Source organism: Marinobacter alexandrii (assembly GCA_039984955.1).
In the GTDB taxonomy this organism is placed as follows: domain Bacteria; phylum Bacteroidota; class Bacteroidia; order Cytophagales; family Cyclobacteriaceae; genus Ekhidna.
Genome location: JBDWTN010000007.1, coordinates 1062501 through 1080792 on the forward strand (window position 1 = coordinate 1062501; position 18292 = coordinate 1080792).

Here is an 18292-nt window from a genome sequence, read left to right on the forward strand (position 1 = left end):
TCTTCATTGGACGCCAATCGTTTTGGTATTCTAGGATGAGCTCGAATTATCTATTTTCACAATTTTTCTTCTCACAAGCAGCATACAATATTAATGAATGATGCATCACATTAAACTGTAAAAGTTGACCAACGGTGGTTTGTATATTTTGAATGCGTGGATCACAAAATTCATGTACTTTATTGCAATCTGTACATATAAGGTGATCATGTTGTCGAAAGCCATATGCTTTTTCAAATTGTGCTAAATTGGTTCCAAACTGATGCTTTGTTACTAAATCACAATCCACGAGCAAGTCTAAAGTGTTATACACAGTTGCTCTACTAACCCTGTAATTTTTGTCTTTCATACTTACATATAGGGACTCAACATCAAAGTGTCCCTCTCGAACGTATATCTCCTCCAAAATCGCAAATCGCTCTGGGGTTTTTCGAAGGTTCTTATTTTCAAGATGTGCTTGAAAAATTTTTTTGACTTCATCCATGATATTTTGTCCATGCATACGGCAAATATAATTTAAGGTAATCGATCAGTTTGTTCTACTGACTTTTACTACTCCGTTAACTTTTTCTAGTTTTTTGACTAAAATATCAATATGCGAAGTATCCTCTACATATAAGCGAATAATACCTTCAAAGATTCCCCCCTCTGTATTAATAGATAATGAGCGCATATTTACTTTTAATTCTTCAGAAATAATGTTGGAAACATCACTAACCAACCCAAGACGATCTGTTCCTATAATCGATAGTGTAGCTTCAAAAGAATGCTTCCTCGATGAAGCCCACTTAGCTTTTATAATCCTGTATCCATAATTAGATAATAGCTCAGCAGCATTGGGGCAGGTTGTACGATGAATTTTGATACCCTCGCTAACTGTGACAAAGCCAAAAACGTCATCTCCTGCTATGGGATTACAACATTTGGCGAACTTGTAATCTATAATATCTAAATCTTCTCCGAGTAAAAGAAGGTCACTATCTGTCTTCCTAACCTTACTAAGCTTTTCTTCGACATCCTTAACGTCCCCCTCACCTATTCTTGTCTTTGAGTTCGGCTTATCAGATTTAATAAACGATTTGATAAGTGAATGATCTATTTTTCCTATACCAACTAAATAAAGCAGATCGGAAGCCGATTTGACATTGAAGTAATTAGCAATTTCTTCTAGAACTGTTTGCTTGTAATCTATTTTAAGTTGTTTGAGCTTTCTTTTGACAATCTCTTTGCCTTCATCAATAAATATTTTTCGCTCTTCTTTGAGGGCATCCTTGATTTTAGATTTAGCCTTAGAGCTTACTACGTATTGAAGCCAACTTTCATTCGGTTTTTGTTTTGTTGAAGTAAGTATCTCTACCTGATCACCATTCTTTAATTCAAAGTTAAGTGGCACTAGTTTTTGATTGACTTTTGCTCCAAGGCAATGCTCCCCTATTTCGGTATGAATATCAAATGCAAAATCTAGAGCCGTAGCTCCTTGAGGTAATGTTCTCAAATCGCCTTTTGGCGTAAAGACAAAAACTTCATCACTATATAAGTTTGACCGAAAGTCATCAACAAACTCTATCGCATTGCCATCATTCTGCTCAAGTATTTCTCTGACCTTTGATATCCACATTTCTAAACCGGTTTCATCGGTCACTTTTCCATCTTTATACTTCCAATGAGCTGCATATCCTTTTTCTGCTATTTCGTCCATTCGTCGAGTCCGAACTTGTACTTCAACCCATTTACCTGTATCACTCATTACTGTTGTGTGAAGAGATTCATAACCATTTGCTTTGGGAATACTTATCCAATCTCTTAATCGGTCCGGATTTGGCTGATAGTAATCTGTCACCAATGAATATACCTGCCAGCAAAGTGCTTTTTCATCTTTGTATGGCACAGTTAATATTATCCTGACAGCAAAAAGATCAAAAACTTCTTCAAAGGGTACACTCTGCTTTTTCATCTTATTCCATATAGAGTGGATTGATTTCGGTCTGCCTTTTATTTCATAGTCTACCTTCAGGGAGTTTAACTTGTCCTTGATTGGCTTAATGAAATTTCTGATAAATTTATTTCTTGAGTCTTTTGTTTCGTTTATTTTCCCTGCTATATCATCATAAACTTCTGGTTCAGAATACTTAAGGTATAAATCTTCTAATTCGGACTTAAAAGCATAAAGTCCTAATCGATGAGCTAGTGGTGCATATAAGTAGATGGTTTCATTTGCAATCTTGAGTTGTTTGTTTCTAGGCATACTCTCAAGGGTGCGCATGTTGTGTAGGCGATCAGCAAGCTTAATTAAGATAACCCTGACATCATCTGATAATGTAAGTAACATCTTTCGGAAGTTTTCTGCTTGCTGTGAGCTTCCCTGATCAAAGACACCAGCTATCTTGGTAAGGCCATCGATAATTATCGCGACTTTTTTTCCAAAAAGTCTTTCTATATCATCCAGCTCATAATCTGTATCCTCTACGACATCATGCAGTAAGGCTGCTACAATAGAAGTAGTACCTAACCCAATTTCCGAAACACATATCTCTGCAACCTCTAATGGATGAAAAATATAAGGCTCACCAGATCTTCTGCGCATTCCACTATGTGCTTCCATGGAAGTGTAAAATGCTTTTTTAATAATTTTAGCATCACCATCTTTCAGGACCGGCTTGGCTTTTCTTAAGAGCCTTCTGTAACGCCTAATGATCTCTTTCTTTTCCGACTCTAAATCTTCCTCTACTACCATAATAATTTTACAAAATTAAACCCTTGTTGAATCAAAAATATTACCTACTTTTGCCATCCGATTTTCGGAGCAAGAAAAAGTTTGAGCGATGAAATCTGCGGATGTGGCGAAATTGGTAGACGCACTAGACTTAGGATCTAGCGCCGCGAGGCATGGGGGTTCGAGTCCCTTCATCCGCACTAAGAAACAACCCTCTTTCCGATACCCGATCAATGGGACGAGTAAGAGGGTTTTTATTTTATAAACATCAAACAATAGTACGTTGGATATAATTTTTGACAAAACAGAAAAAACACAAGGTGTAATTAAAATTAGCGTAAACAAAGTTGATTTTCAACCAGGTGTAGATCAAAAAATCAAAGAGTACAGCAAGACTGCTAACATTAAAGGTTTTCGTCAGGGAAAAGTACCCACTGGCATGATAAAAAAAATGTACGGGAATGCTCTTATCGTTGATGAAATCAACAAGCTTGTTTCTGAAAAACTTAACAGCTACTTAAGAGAAGGTGATACTCAGTTTCTTGGAGAGCCATTACCTGTCCAGCAAAACGAAGAGTTTGATTGGGAGAATCAAGAATCGTTCGAATTTGAGTACGAGATTGGTTTTGCTGAACAATTTGAAGTTAAAGCTGATAAAAAGGTGAAGTTGGATAAGTACTTCATCAATGTGGATGATAACGTAATTGATGAAACAATCGAAAACCTTCAACGCCAATTTGGAGAGATTGAAAATCCAGAAGTTTCTTCTGATAAAGATACTTTGTATGGTCAGATAAAATCTAAGGATGGAGAAATCGATCAAGAAATAAGCATCGATATTCGAGATACTGAAAAGAATACTTTGAAGAAATTGGTCGGTATAAAGAATGGTTCTGAAGTTGAGATTGATCCTAAGAAAAGCTTCAAGCATGAAAATGCTCTTAAAAATCAGCTGAAATTGAATGATGAGGAATTTAAGAAATTGAAAAAATTGACATTTACTCTTAAGGCTATCAATCATCACAAATTAGCTCCAGTCAACCAAGAGCTATTTGACAAAACATTTGGTAAGGACACTATTAAGAATGAAGAGGGTTTTAGGGATCGTGTTAAAGAAATTGTTTCCCAAAATTATACAGCAGAATCAGATAAGTTTTTTGATCATCAAGTAAGAGAAAAGCTTACAGAGTCTTCTAAAATAAACCTGCCGGATGAGTTTCTGAAGAAATGGTTGATTCGAACTAACGATAACATTACTCCTGAACTTATGGAGCTAGAATATGAGTCATACGCCAAAGAGTTGAAATGGTCTTTGATCAGAAATCAACTTGTGAAGAAGCAAGATATCAAGGTTGAACACGAAGATGTAACCAATGAGGCAAAAGAACTCATCAAAAATCAATTTGCCGGTTCTGGAATGGGAAATCAGATGGATGACCAGCTTGATTCTTTTGCTGAAAATTATTTACAAGGAGAAAATGGGGAGAACTATATGAAAGTTTTCAATCAAGTTCAGTCTCATAAAGTGCTTGAACACATCAAAAGCGAAGTGACTGTCAAGGAAAAAACTATTTCGTTGGATGAATTCAGAAAACTTTGATTTTGAACCAAATGACATCATTTTAAGTTTTGAACAAGTCCTCTAACCAGGACTTTTTTATTTTTACACCATATACTTTAACTTATTGAAATGATAAACACTGAGGAATTCAGAAAATATGCCGTAAAAGGCCAAAATATAAGCGGAACAGCCGTTGATGATTATGTTCATCATGTAGAAAACATGACTAGGGCCGTTATCGAAGAAAGACCCACTAATTTTCGCGAAATTGATGTGTTTTCACGCCTTATTATGGATAGAATTATATTCCTAGGCACTCAAGTGGAGGAAAACATCGCAAATATTATTACAGCTCAGCTTCTATTTCTTGAGTCTGTAGATGCAAAAAAGGATATTCTACTCTATGTAAACAGTCCAGGAGGATCTGTATACGCTGGATTAGGAATGTACGATACGATGCAACATGTAAATCCAGATGTTGCTACAATCTGTACCGGAATGGCTGCTTCTATGGGAGCTGTACTTTTGGCCGGAGGTGCTCATGGAAAAAGATCCGCTCTTCCGCACGCTAGAGTTATGATTCACCAACCAAGTGGCGGAATGCAGGGTCAATCAAGAGACATGGAAATTACACTCAAGCAAACACTTGAATTAAGAAAGGATCTTTATAATATCCTTGCCAAACACTCTGGTAAGACATATAACCAAATTGAAAAAGACTCTGATCGAGATTATTGGATGCGTGCATCTGAGGCTAAGGAATATGGCTTAATCGATGAGGTTTTAGAGAGAAAATAATATTATGGCTCAAGTAACTTGCAGTTTTTGTGGTAGAAATAAAAAAGATGTTGACCTAATGATTTCTGGGATACATGCTCACATTTGTGATAAATGTATTGCTCAGGCTCAACAAATTTTAAACGAGGAATTAAAAACTACATCTGAAAACGATAGCCCCAATTTTAAACTCATCAAGCCTGCTGATATGAAATCGCATCTTGATGAGTTTGTTATAGGTCAAGATGAGGCTAAAAAATACATTTCAGTTGCGGTGTACAATCATTACAAGAGATTAATGCAAGCATCTGATAGTGATGATATAGTGATTGAAAAGTCAAATATTATCATGATTGGCCAAACAGGGACTGGAAAAACTTATCTAGCTAAAACATTAGCTAAAATTCTTCAGGTACCATTTTGTATTGCTGATGCCACAGTCCTTACTGAAGCTGGCTATGTTGGGGAAGATGTTGAAAGCATACTAACCAGATTGCTCCAATCAGCCAATTATGATGTTGAAGCAGCCGAAAGAGGAATCGTCTATATAGATGAAATAGATAAGATTGCGCGAAAATCAGATAATCCATCTATAACAAGAGATGTGAGCGGTGAAGGTGTACAACAAGCACTCTTAAAATTACTTGAGGGTACAACTGTAAATGTACCGCCCCAAGGTGGTAGAAAACATCCTGATCAGAAGATGATTAATGTGAACACCGAAAATATTCTTTTCATCTGCGGTGGTGCATTTGATGGTATTGAGCGTCACATTGCAAATCGCTTAAATACACAACCCATAGGTTTTGCAAATGACAATGAATTCAATTCAGGAGCTATAGACAAGGATAATCTCCTGCAGTATATCACAGCGCAAGACATAAAAAGCTTTGGGCTTATTCCTGAGTTAATAGGTAGACTACCAGTATTAACCCATTTAGATCCTTTGAACAATGAGGCACTAAAGAGAATATTGACAGAGCCTAAAAATGCTCTGGTAAAACAGTATACCAAGCTTTTTGATATGGAAGAAGTCAAACTTGATCTTCAAGATGATGCTTTGGATTACATAGTGGAAAAAGCAATGGAATTTAAGTTAGGTGCGCGTGGTTTGAGGTCTATTTGTGAAGCGATCGTAACTGATGCTATGTTTGAGTTACCTTCTAACAAAGACATAAAAGATATCGTGATTGATAAGACTTATGCCGCTGAGAAATTTGAAAAATCTAAATTCAATAAGCTTAGAGCTGCTTAAGTTTCATTAGCTTCCTCTAACCAATCAACCATTTTTTGCGCAGTTTGTCTCGCCACAGGTTCCATACCTATTATCAATTTCAATTCTTGAAAGCTTGACATTATTTCTGCACAATATTGATGATCAAGCAATATTCTACTAATTTCTTCTGTGATATTTACTGATTTATCTTGTGTAAAGACAGAAATTGCTTCTCTACCTAATAACTCATTTACTATAGATTGATTTTTTAATCTCTCTTTAAAGAACAATTTCTTATTAATCAATACACTGGGGCAGTTGGTGAGTACTGAAAACATACTACTCAATTGATCCATTGCGACTATTGCATTGGATCGAACTGCCATCCGAATAGCGTCTGTAAAATTTTTAGAAACATCAACCACTATAAAATTATATTCTGGAAGTAGCCTTTGAAACTTAACCCTCATCTTTTCTGCCATTTTCATATCACGTGTACCGGACACAAAAATTGATATTAAAATTTCAGAGGTTTCTTGATCGCTATAGGATTCATTTTTTCTTATATACTCATAAAGCAAACTGCCTGAATACTCAAAACCCATTTGATCATCAGGAGCAGGAAGGTCTACATAAATCTTACAGGCATTAAGCAAATTACTGCCCAGCAACTGTCCATCTAAAAGTGACTGATAGAAAAAACAAGTCTTAATCTTGAGCTTATTTGCTCTCTTGACTATTGAATTACTTTTTTTTGAGCCAAATACGATGAATAAATCCGGATCGGATCTAAATAGTTCTTTACCTAAGCCTGTTTTACTCGAATTTGTAAAAATTATTTCACTTCGAACATCAAAGCGCTCTAACTCCTTCGTCAAAAGCGAAGCTTGGTGTTTACAAATAAGGTTCTCAGACCAAATTAGATACTTCATTTATTCCCCGTAATAATCCACGAAATTACGAGGGGTTTCGTAGAGTCTAAGTCTATATAGCGAAGCTGTAGAACTAATTCTTGGAATATGTGCTTGCAGTATTTTCCAAAATTCAATGATCAGGTTTTCACAACTACCCATCTTATTCTCCATAAATGGCACATCTAAATTGATGTTTTTATGATCTACCTTATCAATTATTTCTTGGCTTATTACATCACTTAATTTTTTAAGATCAATAACAAATCCAGTAGAATCATTGACTTTTCCTTTCACAGAAGTAATTAACTCGAAATTATGCCCATGCCAATTTTTGTTGGCGCAGGGTCCGAAAACTTCTAAGTTCTTTTCCTCACTCCAGCTTGGGTTGTATAGTTTGTGAGCAGCATTGAAATGTTCCTTTCTATGAACGATAATCATGCTCTAAAGTCATTTATAACAAAACGTAGTTAGTTTTTGATTGACGCAGTATAGTTCACTAAGCCGATAATCTTTTCGTCCTTTTTAAATCTAACTTTATTTTGCTTTATGTATTTCGATATTTTGCTTTCCAAATCGGGAAATAGGCTTACAAATTCTTTTTTGTTTGATACGCTTTGTACTATACCGTCTTTTGATGGTGAAATATAATAAGTTTCTCTTAAAATAAATTCAGCTTGACCTACTGAGGAATTATAACCATTTGGTTCTGGAGCTTCCTTTATTTCTTTAACTATTTTTTTAAATAATGAAACATCGCCACTAGCTAGGTTTAATAGAAAACCATGATACGGGATATGCTTAAATAAATAAGCATTCCCATCATTGTCATTAAATTGAAAATGCTGAACTTTTTCACGCGCTATTGTTCTCTCATCACCGTTTTCTGATAGAAAGAATAATTGATCAGAATATGCGGCATACTTAATCTTAATATTGGGATAAACTGCACCCGATTTAGTTTTAATTTCTCCCATCATCCATTCATCCAATAGGTAAGGGCTACCTATTATGTTCTCTCTACCACCATCACCCCAGAGATCTCGGTTATTCCTGTTAGGATCAACTATATCTCCAATGTTTAACCCCTGAGCATAGCTAAGAGTCAAGAAAAATAAAAATACGCAAGTGAAAATCTTAAATCTAGTTATACTGTTCATTATTTAAGTTTTAATATTTTTCTTTTAATTACCGTCCTATCAGTATGAATTCTAACAAAATATATGCCATTGTTCAAGGTTGATAAATCAATTAATGAATCTGTTTTGAGGCTGGGTTCATCTAAAACCACTTTCCCGTTTATATTAACAATATCAATACGATAAACCCTATTTTGAAGTTCTTCACTTAAAGAAATGTTAATCATATTTTTTGCAGGGTTAGGATAAATAATGAAATCGCTTAGTTCATCTACTCCAGTTACTGTAAGAACTACATCAGCAACAACTGAATAGCTAGATTCTTCCACGTCATTCTCATTCTTTACCCTATATCGTATTGTAGTTGAGTTTTCAAATGGAATCGAATCATCAATGTATTCAGTTATTGAAGGGTCAATTGAATCTATTCTAATAAATCCTTCATTATTAATATTCCGCTCAATAATTACTCTCCTCGAATTGATCGCAGGATTGAACCACCTTAAAATGGTTTGATTATTTGAAAAATTTCCACGGAAAAACTCAACAGAGTCAAGTGAAAAATCCGGAACTAGACTAACCTGATCAATATACAAATTATTGCCATTTCCTGTTTGATTCTGTATAACCGGGGTTATTGAAGAGAAATCTTCTACATGCGATATATCAGAGATTTCAAATCTATTCGAAATAAAAGACCAATCATCAGCAGAAGGCACGAAATAACTATTTATGCCGGATGTAGTGGTGCGTAACTCCTCTCCACCTTCTTTAAAAAGGATATTAATATCTTCATTACAATCCAATTTATAGCCCAAGACTAAAGTATCGTAGGCCTCTGAGCTAATTCCCGTTTCAAAAAAACGGTGTGTATATGCATACGCAAATTCTATTGTTAGAGACTTGAGATCTCTCAAATCAAACGAACTAAAATTAAGGTTATCATACTGGGGTAACAATTCTGGGTTATAATCAAAATTATTTACCATAAAAGAACCGCCATCCAAGTCTACTGAGTTCTCATCATACTCCCACGTCAATGATTGATCACTATTATCAATAGACCAACTTTCTGGCAAATCTCCTGGGCTAAAAGATCGAAAAGAAGGGCTCTGAATTAGGTTTTCATAAGGATCACGAACTAAAATATAATTTTCTCGTGTAACTGTGGATTCTTGTCCTGCATCATTGGTAACACTGAGAGTAACATCATAGAATCCTGGTTCATCATAGGTAACAAATACAGTTTTCAATGGTGAACTTTCTTTATCGCTTCCCGGAAAACTCCAATTTCGAGATACCGAATTATTAGTTAAATCTGTGAATTTTATTGTGACAGGAGAACATCCCAATCTAGTATCTGAGGTGAACTTTGAAGTAAAGTTTTCATAAACAAGATTTAAATAATCCCTACCTGATTCAAGGCCATTTCTTATTCTTTCAAACTGTCCTACTGTAAAAGTATTCCTACAATTATTAGGTGCATATGACATTATGTTAGTTGGATCAGGTGCAAAAAAAGCGCCATTAGCATCTCTAGCACTTCCGGAATATGAGCATCCACTTACATTCCCTGATAAATTAGGATCAGCAGCTGTATCGCACAAGTCATCACCCGCTATAGTACAATTGCTTCCATTAACTAATTCATCTGTTGTGCCAGTATTTGTTTTCCCATGGGTATGATACAAGGTGAAATAATGACCCAATTCATGAGCTGTAGTACCGAATTCATTATCTGCACAAGACATAGCCAAAAATATCCTATCTGCACTTGGAGGAAATCTTGTATAACCACAAAGGGATGAACCTCCACTTGTAAGTGCCCCAGACACATAGATATTAACCACACCTACTTTATCATTCGGACCTGCTAGTTCCTGCTCTTGAGAACTATCCAAATTATAATATTGATCGCTTGATATGATTGTGGGTTCTTCGACTTCAAAAAAAATCATACCAGCAGATGAGTAGATATCGTTTACTTCATCAATCAAAGCAGAAACTCTTGCTAAAGCAAGACCTCCAGAATTATCGGACTGTCTAATAATGAAAAATTTAAGTGGTACACTAACAGTATTTGAGGTATTTGATATTCTTGCAGAACCCAGAAAAGTATCACGATTGATGACTGAATTCATAAACTCAACCTGTTCTTCAGTAGCAACAGTGCCACAGGTAGGATCGATTGTTTGAGCATTAGAACTTAATACTAACACTAATACTAAGAAAAGTAAATACTTTAATCTCCTCATAATCAAGTTTTAATAATCTTTTAAAGCAAAAAAAGGGCCATAGTACTATGGCCCTTTTATAACATATATTTATAATTTATAGTTCTGGCAATGCGGACTCTAGAACATGGACAACTCCATTGCTACCAGTTGCATTAGCTTGCACTATTTCTACTACTGTGAACTCTGTGTCATCATTAATCACAAATCCAGTCTCAGTAGACATACCCACTGTTACTGTTCCATAATCTAGTGTCTCACCAGCACGATTACTAAATTCCAAATCAGCGACCAGATCAAGACTAAAAAACAGTTCTGTGATTATGTGTCGTTGTATAACTGCTAATAATGTTGCGGCATCCGCTGACTCAATATTAGTGATTAAGCCTGCATAGTTGCCAGCTGCGATTGTTGTTTGATCAAAAACACCCCCGGCATCAAAAGCATCTCTGTAAAGCTCCTCTAATTCAGAATTTTGAACAGCCAAATATGTGACATCAATTAAACTATCTAACTCAAGAAATATTAACGCTTCGAAGAATAAATCTAAAGTATCAGTAGCTGCTTGTACAACAGACGTGGTACTTATATTAGAAAGAGGAATAACCTCTCCCGCTAACAAAGTAACATTGCCATTGTATGCTTCAACGTCTTGCAAACATGCATCGTCATCAGCTCCACATTCCTTCGCTAAAATACTAGAACCATTTTGCCCATAAAGAGCTATACGATCTGTATCTAAACTTTCTGTCGAACTAACGAAATATTGATCACCACCTATTGACTCTATTCTAGAACCAACTGCATCTTCAATATCCAGAATTCCCTCGAAGATGTAAGCATCTAACTCAGCTTGAGTATTTCCTCCAGCGTATGCATCAGGCACAAGAACAGTATATTCAGTCTCCGTACTTAATAGAGCACTGTAATCAAAACTACTTGCCTCAAGTGCTGTATGAAAATTGCTCAACGAGCCCTGCTCTGTTTCTGGATCGTCTATAGGTACATCTCCACTTAAAGCTTCGTAAATAAATGCTTCAGTAAATAATACTTCGTCAACAATATGTATAACCCCATTTGTCGCTAGTGTATTTACACTTGTTGTGCTAGATGTTTGTCCAGCATCAATCTCTATATCAATTTCGCTTACCTCTACACTGATGTCTAGGCCCTTTGCAGTACCTGATCCACCAGCTAATGTATACGTTCTTCCTGATGCAAGATCCTGAGTTAAAAATCTACCCGCTAAAACATGTCCTTGCAGTAGTGCTGTCAACTCATCTGTTGTGAAATCAGTTGCTAATGTAGCCAGTGTAGTTCCTATGTTAGCAAATGCTGCATCCGTAGGTGCAAACACAGTAAAATCACTAGTGCCACTGCTGAGAGTTACGTCCAAACCTGTTGCCTCCAGGGCTGCATCTAAAATCGTGAATTCAGGTGTAGTTGCATCAGCAGATAAATCAGCCACTATAGTTCCTATACTAGAAGTTGGAAATGTCAACATAGGAAAATTAACAACATGAACTATTCCGTTTGATGCTATATTATTCCCATCAGTTATTACTGCTTGACTATTAAACACTACATCATCTTCAACAGAAACATATATCTGAGAACCACTTTCAGCAGTTAAAATCCCTTTTGCGAATTCATCCACAGTTATAATGCTACCGCTAATGGTATGATCATTAATTAACTGAGCAAGAAATGCTTCATCAGCAGCTGCAACTGTCAAAAACCCGCTGTTTTCAAGTGCCGCTTGCATTGCAGGATTGTTAAGTACCAGATATGTTCTTTCAGTTGATTCTGACAATCTTGCGTCAAGACCCGTTTTTATGAGTGCATCGTAATATAGGTTTACTCCCGATATACGAGCCTCAGTAAAAAGACCTTCTACATCACCAGTGTACTGAATTACACTTGGACTGCTTCTATCATCACCACATGCACTCAAAATAACTATGAATGTCACTGCGATTGTATATATAAAATTCTTCATATTATTCTGCTTGCTTAGTTAAAGTGAATTGATATGCTCCAAAAGTTGCTAATGGCCCTTCACATTTAATAGAAAAATTACCCTCACTGTAACTTGAAGTTTCAAATACAAAATTTCTAAAAAGGGCTACATTCGGTGCTGGCTCACTGAAAGAAACTTGACCTGGACAGGTCAAAAAGGTTACTACCAAACCGTCATTAAAGTACTGATCGAATCCAGTAGAATTAGTAATGATCCCTTTCGTTCCTGTGACATCAGATGGATCTAATGCTATTTCAACCTGATAAGATTCAGCAAAGAAATCTGACAATCCACTAGGAGCATTAGTACCCGCAGTGAAATTTTCATCTACAGTATATACTCCAACCCAGTCAGCTATAGTGATTGGACAATCGTCATCAATTATGGTTACCGTTAGGGAAGTCTGAGGATTAGAAGAAGTTAAACCTAATTCTCCCGTACTTGTTTCCGTCAATGTTATATTAATTGCTCTATCTCCAGTTGCTACAACATCATCAGCAATAGCTACAAAAAATGAACCTCTAGTCTGTCCAGCAGGTATCGTAATTGTACCCTCATTGCTAAAAGTAACAGTACCAGAAGCATCATCTCCTTCATCGAAGAAATCTGATGTAACTGCATACGTCGTTGTAGCAGTGAAATTAATCGTGGCATCAGAACTAAAATCAGTACCTGTTCTAATAACCGCTACTTCTAACGTGTTTTGCGTCGTGATTGATGTTGATCCATCAGGAGTGGATACAACATTAGAAGTCTCACTAACCTCTGATGGAGTTGTAGGATCGAAATATACTTTTATCGTTCCTGTCAAATCATCATTTATCAGTTCTCCCGAATCCTCCTCTTCACATGCCCCAATAACAAATGTTAGCATGAGCAGGAAGAAAAATCTATTAATTAAATTATTATGTACTTTCATGTCAAATTAATTTATTGTTCGTAACCAGGATTCTGTGTTGTAATCGCCGGGTTAGCATCCAATTCAAACAGTGGAATAGGTAAGGTGAATCTGAAGTCATCAGAAGCTATGGAACAGTTACCAAAGTTTGTACATTCGGCATCTGGTCTACTGACTGATACTCCCGCTCTCACTCCTAGTCTTTTAAGATCTCTATATCTATGACCCTCAAAAGCAAATTCGATTCGTCTTTGCTCTAACACTGCGGCAAAAGCTGCAGTTTGATTAGCCACAGCTGGTGTTGCTACATCTGTCCCAAATCTAGCATCTCTCAATTCATCAATAAATGTTGCAACAGCAGCAAAATCACTTGAAGAGGCCGCCGCTTCCGCTCTTATTAACAACATATCAGCTGATCTAAATATCTTTAGATCATTGAGAAGAGGCTGCCCTCCTGATCCAGGATATTTACCTACAGGAAGTACAGCATAATCAGGAGCTGCTGATTCATCAACATACACCTCTCTACGAATGTCTCCGTCAGGCATTAAATCAAATAACTGCGAACTCATTACGAAGTAAGGAGATCCATCCACAGTTGGATTCACAAAAGCATAGTTTGCTCCTGCCCAGCCTCCGGCGTTAGCACTACCCGTAGCACCCTGACCGTCATACGGATCACCAACAGATCTTTCCAATTTAAAGATAATCTCCGTATCATCTGAATCATCCCACATACCTTCAAATTGGGTTGTATTTGAAATTGGATAATTTGCAAGTAGGCTAGCTGCTAATGCATCTGCAGTAGTATAATCCTCCGTGTAAAGAGCTACCTTAGCTCTCAAAGCAGTTACAAAATCTTGACTTACTCGTGTTGGACTACTCTGTACTGTTAACAATCCTGCGGCAGTAGTTAAATCCTCACCAATCTGAGTTAAGAATTCTGTACTTGTCGCTCTTGGCAACTGAGTCGCAACTTCGGGAACAAAATTTACCAACAGAGCAGATAAAGCTGTACCATCTGTGTAGTTAATTGTGTAATACGACCAAAGTTCAAATAAGCCCCATGCCCTTAATGCGTAAGCCTCACCTAACACATTATTATATGCGTCAACCTCATCTTCTTCTGCTTCAATTAAATCAGCAGCTTCGATAATTCGATTAGCCGAGTTTAGCGCATCGTAATACGTCTGCCAAATAGAAGATGTAACTGCAGAACCTGTATTTACAATACCGGAATAAACTGCTTGCCCTTGTCCTCCATTATCAGGACCAATTGCTATTTCATCCGTAAAATTGGATGCCCATTGCATCGAAGGAGTGTAATCAAATTGATTATACGTTCCTAGGATACCAGATTCCAGATCAGCTAAAGACTGAAATGCCTGTTCAGCTCCAAGTCTTCCAACTTGATCTATATCTATCGACTCGTTACAACTTACAGTAAGTGCAACTAAGCCTAGAATAATATATTTATTCATTTTCTTCATGTTATATCAAATTATTGATTAAAAACCTAGCTCTATTCCCAACGAGAATGTTCTTGGCGTTGGATAAAGCCTTGAACCTGTGGTACCTTCAACATCAAATCCTCTCCAATCAGTAAATGTTAAGATATTCTCACCATTTACAAATACTCTTGCTCTTTGAAGGAATCCAGTCTTATCGAGCATAGATTTCGGGAAATCATAACCAATGGTTGCAAATCTAATTCTTAAGTAATCTGCATTTCTTAAAAATCTATCACTTGCAAGTGCTCTGTTGGTTGCATTCAATCTTGGGATATCCGTTACTCTATTAGTTGGAGTCCAAGCACGATTTATGTCTCTTGAGTGTCTGAATTGACCAATATTATTAGGATTGATAAACCCAGCATAATCATTATCAAATCGATATACACCTATTACGTAGTTTGTTTGAATCTGAACAAACACTCCTTTATAGTCAAAGTCAATATTAATACTACCCTGATAGTCTGGAATATTGTTCTTCCCTGTCCAAACTCTATCATTATCAGCATCAGGAGTTTCTGTAATCTCTCCATCGGCCGTTAAAAACAATAAGTTACCATTAGCTGGATTCACGCCTGCATATCTCACAGCGAATACTTCTCTAATAGGGCCTCCAATTCTACCAACACCAACTTGCTCTTCAAGACCTCCTGGAAACTCTAATAATTCGATTTTATTATAGTTACCAACAGTTCTAACAGTTAAGTTAGGACCATTAGGATTTCTCAAAACATCATAGGCAAGTTCTAAATCTACTCCTCTATTTCTCATTTCACCAAAGTTCGCGTTAATGCTTGTTACAGATGTAACTGCTGATACAGGAACTGACTGAAAAAGACCACTTGTCGTTTTCTGGTAAAAATCCACTTTGGTTCTTAGTCTACTTTGAAACAATTCAGCATCTAATCCAATATTAAACTGCTCTTGTTCTTCCCAACTCAAACTTGAATTACCTATTTGACTTAGGAACAATGAATTAGCTCCACCGTAACCTGCGCCAGTTGCAAAAAGGTCTCTGGTTCTATCAGGAGAAGAAAATACTTGGGATTCATTTAATGCTACGTCAAGCACATTGATAACCTGGTTTCCTGTCACACCATAAGATGCTCTTAACTTAAGGATATCAAATGGTAAATTTGAAGCGAAAGACTCATTGTGAATATTCCATCTCGCTGCAGCTGACCAAAATGTACCCCACCTGTTACTCTCAGCAAATCTGAACGAAGCATCTCTTCTTACAGTGAAATCGGCACCATATTTTGAATCATAGTCATATCCAGCTGTACCAAAGTACGAGAATAATCCTGCTTGTAAAATATTCGCTCCGACGGTATTTGCGAAGAAGTCGTTAGTAGCATTATCAGGGACAAATGCACTTCCGTCACCAGGGGAGAATGTTTTAGGATCTAATCCATTGGATCTAAAGTTAAATTGATCATGTCTAGCTCGAAAGTTTTCAGTATATAACCCACCAGTTATGGTGTGTAAATCAAACGACTTTGTATAATTAAGACTCGCTAATTGATTATATCTAAACTCTCTAGTAAATCGCTGATCCTGGAATCCAGGAGTAGTATTACCTGTCTGAGCAAATAGAATTGCATTAAAAGAATTAGGTCCTTCAGCTCGTGTTAATATCTCTTCCTGAAAATCTCCAGAAATTTGGTATCCTATTCTCAACCCATCAATTATTTCATATCCTAAATTAATGGTTCCAATAACTTTCAATTCATTCTCAGTCCTTGTGTAGGTATTCAATCTATCTATCAAGAATAGAGGAGTATTTGCGAAAGCAAGTGGTACCTGAATATCAGCGCCATTTGTATACTCATCTGGAGTTACATAAGTCACGGACTGATAAGCTCCTAAAATGTAGTTACGGTTAATACCTCCACCACCAATTGCATTAGGCTCTTCACTATCTGAATAATTTAATGAAGTATTAACTGAGTAAGTGAATTTACCGTTATCGTTTTTACCTGAAAGGTTTGCTCTAATATTACCTCTTTCAAGACTACTACTTTGAAGTATTCCTTCCTGATTTAAATAACCAAAATTGAGAACGACTCTTGTATTTTCACCTCCTTTAGTCAAAGATAAATTATGCTGCTGCGCAATTCCTTGATCAAAAAAGAAATCCACATAGTCTGCATTCTTATTTGTTGCTATTGAATCCAGTTGAACATTCGTAAGTGGCAAATAACTTCCATCAGATTGAATATTCAATCCAGGAATACCCTGACCTGTTCTATTTTGATGATAAATCGGTGCTGGACCAAGACCCAATCCGAACGCCGCTCTTTCAAGCTCTAATTGCTCACGTGTTCCCATCAGGTCATAACCATTATCCTGAAGCTTTGAAGAAGCTACTCTATATGTATATTCAATTTGTAATGGGCTACCGTAAGTTCCTTGTCTCGTTGTTACAACAATTACTCCATTTGCTCCTCTGTTTCCATAAATAGCAGTTGCTCCCGCATCCTTAAGAACAGAAACTGATTCAATATCATTTGGGTTAAGGCTTCTAAAGTTATCCTGATTTACAGGTGCTCCATCAATAATAAATAATGGCTCAGTATCTCCATTGATTGAACCAATACCTCTAATATTCACATTAGAGTTAGCTCCTGGCTGACCGCTTGTCGTTGTAATATTCAGACCTGCCACTTGTCCCGACAATGTCTGAACAAATGAGGGGTTCGGTCGATTTTGAATATTCTTGTTTGAAACAGTAGCTGCCGAAATACTTGATTTCTCTTTAGTTGTGCTACTGTAACCAGTAACAACAACCTCTTGAAGCTCAGTAGCTCCACCTAGGGTTACATCAATTGTAGTTCGTGCTCCTATTAGAATCTCCTGAGTTTCAAAACCCACATAGGAGAAGGTAAGTGTAGCACCATCTTCAACTGAAAGACGGTAATTTCCATCAAGATCAGTTGTAACACCTGTTGTTGTGCCTTTAATCACAACATTCACTCCTGGTAAGGTCTCACCTGTGTCGTCAGTGACCTTTCCAGAAACCGTCCTTTGCGCCATTGCACTGAATGCAACAACAGTTAAGAACGCAAAACTTAGTAGTAAAATCCTCTTCATACTTACTAGTTAATCGTTAAACATTAATTATTTGAACCCGAAAGATATCTCTTTTTAAGAATAATTAACAAACTCTTAATTCGATCAAATTGACCTTAAAGCATATGAGATAATGTTTTTAAGGTATTTATTAGCTGTTTTTGAAAAAAAAATGAGATTCGCCAAATAATAACCTATCACTCTCACTAAAACTTTAATTTAATTCTGAATAAAGAAAAT

General features: G+C 36.5%; 13 protein-coding genes and 1 tRNA gene. 4 read left to right on the forward strand and 10 right to left on the reverse strand.

What is annotated here, in order from left to right:
• Positions 1-46: 46 nt before the first annotated feature.
• Together ABJQ32_10960 and ABJQ32_10965 are read right to left on the reverse strand one after the other, a co-directional pair.
• Positions 47-484, reverse strand: a complete 438-nt coding sequence (locus ABJQ32_10960; GenBank protein MEP5290159.1) for a transcriptional repressor — start codon at positions 482-484, stop codon at positions 47-49.
• A gap of 45 nt (positions 485-529) precedes the next feature.
• Complete coding sequence (locus tag ABJQ32_10965) at positions 530-2734, reverse strand: bifunctional (p)ppGpp synthetase/guanosine-3',5'-bis(diphosphate) 3'-pyrophosphohydrolase (protein ID MEP5290160.1); 2205 nt, start codon at positions 2732-2734, stop codon at positions 530-532.
• Between the two features lie 97 nt (positions 2735-2831).
• Between ABJQ32_10965 and ABJQ32_10970 the strand changes: the two genes are divergently transcribed.
• The 4 genes from ABJQ32_10970 (at position 2832) to clpX (ending at position 6306) form a co-directional block, all read left to right on the forward strand.
• Positions 2832-2913: transfer RNA gene (locus ABJQ32_10970), tRNA-Leu, on the forward strand.
• An 83-nt stretch (positions 2914-2996) separates the two neighbouring features.
• Positions 2997-4313 carry a trigger factor gene (locus ABJQ32_10975; protein ID MEP5290161.1) on the forward strand — a complete coding sequence of 439 codons (1317 nt, stop codon included), beginning with the start codon at positions 2997-2999 and terminating at the stop codon, positions 4311-4313.
• A 90-nt stretch (positions 4314-4403) separates the two neighbouring features.
• Positions 4404-5072 (forward strand): ATP-dependent Clp protease proteolytic subunit, encoded by a 669-nt coding sequence (locus ABJQ32_10980; protein MEP5290162.1) that lies wholly within the window; start codon positions 4404-4406, stop codon positions 5070-5072.
• 4 nt (positions 5073-5076) lie between these two features.
• On the forward strand, positions 5077-6306 hold the full coding sequence (gene clpX / locus ABJQ32_10985) for an ATP-dependent Clp protease ATP-binding subunit ClpX (GenBank protein MEP5290163.1): 1230 nt from the start codon (positions 5077-5079) through the stop codon (positions 6304-6306).
• Here the strand turns inward: clpX and ABJQ32_10990 are convergent.
• From ABJQ32_10990 to ABJQ32_11025, 8 genes are all read right to left on the reverse strand, one after another.
• The gene (locus ABJQ32_10990) at positions 6303-7199 is read right to left on the reverse strand and encodes a hypothetical protein (protein ID MEP5290164.1); all 897 of its coding nucleotides are present in this window, start codon (positions 7197-7199) and stop codon (positions 6303-6305) included. The two genes, clpX and ABJQ32_10990, sit on opposite strands and share 4 nt — an antisense overlap.
• On the reverse strand, positions 7200-7619 hold the full coding sequence (locus ABJQ32_10995; GenBank protein MEP5290165.1) for a 6-carboxytetrahydropterin synthase: 420 nt from the start codon (positions 7617-7619) through the stop codon (positions 7200-7202).
• A gap of 29 nt (positions 7620-7648) precedes the next feature.
• Positions 7649-8338 (reverse strand): hypothetical protein, encoded by a 690-nt coding sequence (locus ABJQ32_11000; GenBank protein ID MEP5290166.1) that lies wholly within the window; start codon positions 8336-8338, stop codon positions 7649-7651.
• Complete coding sequence (locus tag ABJQ32_11005; protein ID MEP5290167.1) at positions 8338-10572, reverse strand: T9SS type A sorting domain-containing protein; 2235 nt, start codon at positions 10570-10572, stop codon at positions 8338-8340. Before ABJQ32_11005 ends, ABJQ32_11000 begins: the two co-directional genes overlap by 1 nt.
• Before the next feature lie 76 nt (positions 10573-10648).
• Positions 10649-12550 (reverse strand): fasciclin domain-containing protein, encoded by a 1902-nt coding sequence (locus ABJQ32_11010; protein MEP5290168.1) that lies wholly within the window; start codon positions 12548-12550, stop codon positions 10649-10651.
• Between the two features lies 1 nt (position 12551).
• Positions 12552-13490 (reverse strand): hypothetical protein, encoded by a 939-nt coding sequence (locus ABJQ32_11015; protein MEP5290169.1) that lies wholly within the window; start codon positions 13488-13490, stop codon positions 12552-12554.
• Positions 13491-13501: 11 nt separating this feature from the next.
• A complete protein-coding gene (locus tag ABJQ32_11020; GenBank protein MEP5290170.1) occupies positions 13502-14950 on the reverse strand; it encodes a RagB/SusD family nutrient uptake outer membrane protein in 1449 nt (482 codons plus the stop codon).
• A 27-nt stretch (positions 14951-14977) separates the two neighbouring features.
• Positions 14978-18073, reverse strand: a complete 3096-nt coding sequence (locus ABJQ32_11025; protein ID MEP5290171.1) for a SusC/RagA family TonB-linked outer membrane protein — start codon at positions 18071-18073, stop codon at positions 14978-14980.
• Positions 18074-18292 lie beyond the last annotated feature (219 nt).

Bases quoted from the DNA above. Each gene is read 5' to 3' on its own strand.
- ABJQ32_10960 (MEP5290159.1), bottom strand. From the start codon at position 484: ATGGATGAAGTCAAAAAAATTTTTCAAGCACATCTTGAAAATAAGAAC.
- clpX (MEP5290163.1), top strand. From the start codon at position 5,077: ATGGCTCAAGTAACTTGCAGTTTTTGTGGTAGAAATAAAAAAGATGTT.
- ABJQ32_10980 (MEP5290162.1), top strand. From the start codon at position 4,404: ATGATAAACACTGAGGAATTCAGAAAATATGCCGTAAAAGGCCAAAAT.
- ABJQ32_11010 (MEP5290168.1), bottom strand. From the start codon at position 12,550: ATGAAGAATTTTATATATACAATCGCAGTGACATTCATAGTTATTTTG.
- ABJQ32_10990 (MEP5290164.1), bottom strand. From the start codon at position 7,199: ATGAAGTATCTAATTTGGTCTGAGAACCTTATTTGTAAACACCAAGCT.
- ABJQ32_11025 (MEP5290171.1), bottom strand. From the start codon at position 18,073: ATGAAGAGGATTTTACTACTAAGTTTTGCGTTCTTAACTGTTGTTGCA.
- ABJQ32_10995 (MEP5290165.1), bottom strand. From the start codon at position 7,619: ATGATTATCGTTCATAGAAAGGAACATTTCAATGCTGCTCACAAACTA.
- ABJQ32_11005 (MEP5290167.1), bottom strand. From the start codon at position 10,572: ATGAGGAGATTAAAGTATTTACTTTTCTTAGTATTAGTGTTAGTATTA.
- ABJQ32_11000 (MEP5290166.1), bottom strand. From the start codon at position 8,338: ATGAACAGTATAACTAGATTTAAGATTTTCACTTGCGTATTTTTATTT.
- ABJQ32_11020 (MEP5290170.1), bottom strand. From the start codon at position 14,950: ATGAATAAATATATTATTCTAGGCTTAGTTGCACTTACTGTAAGTTGT.
- ABJQ32_10965 (MEP5290160.1), bottom strand. From the start codon at position 2,734: ATGGTAGTAGAGGAAGATTTAGAGTCGGAAAAGAAAGAGATCATTAGG.
- ABJQ32_11015 (MEP5290169.1), bottom strand. From the start codon at position 13,490: ATGAAAGTACATAATAATTTAATTAATAGATTTTTCTTCCTGCTCATG.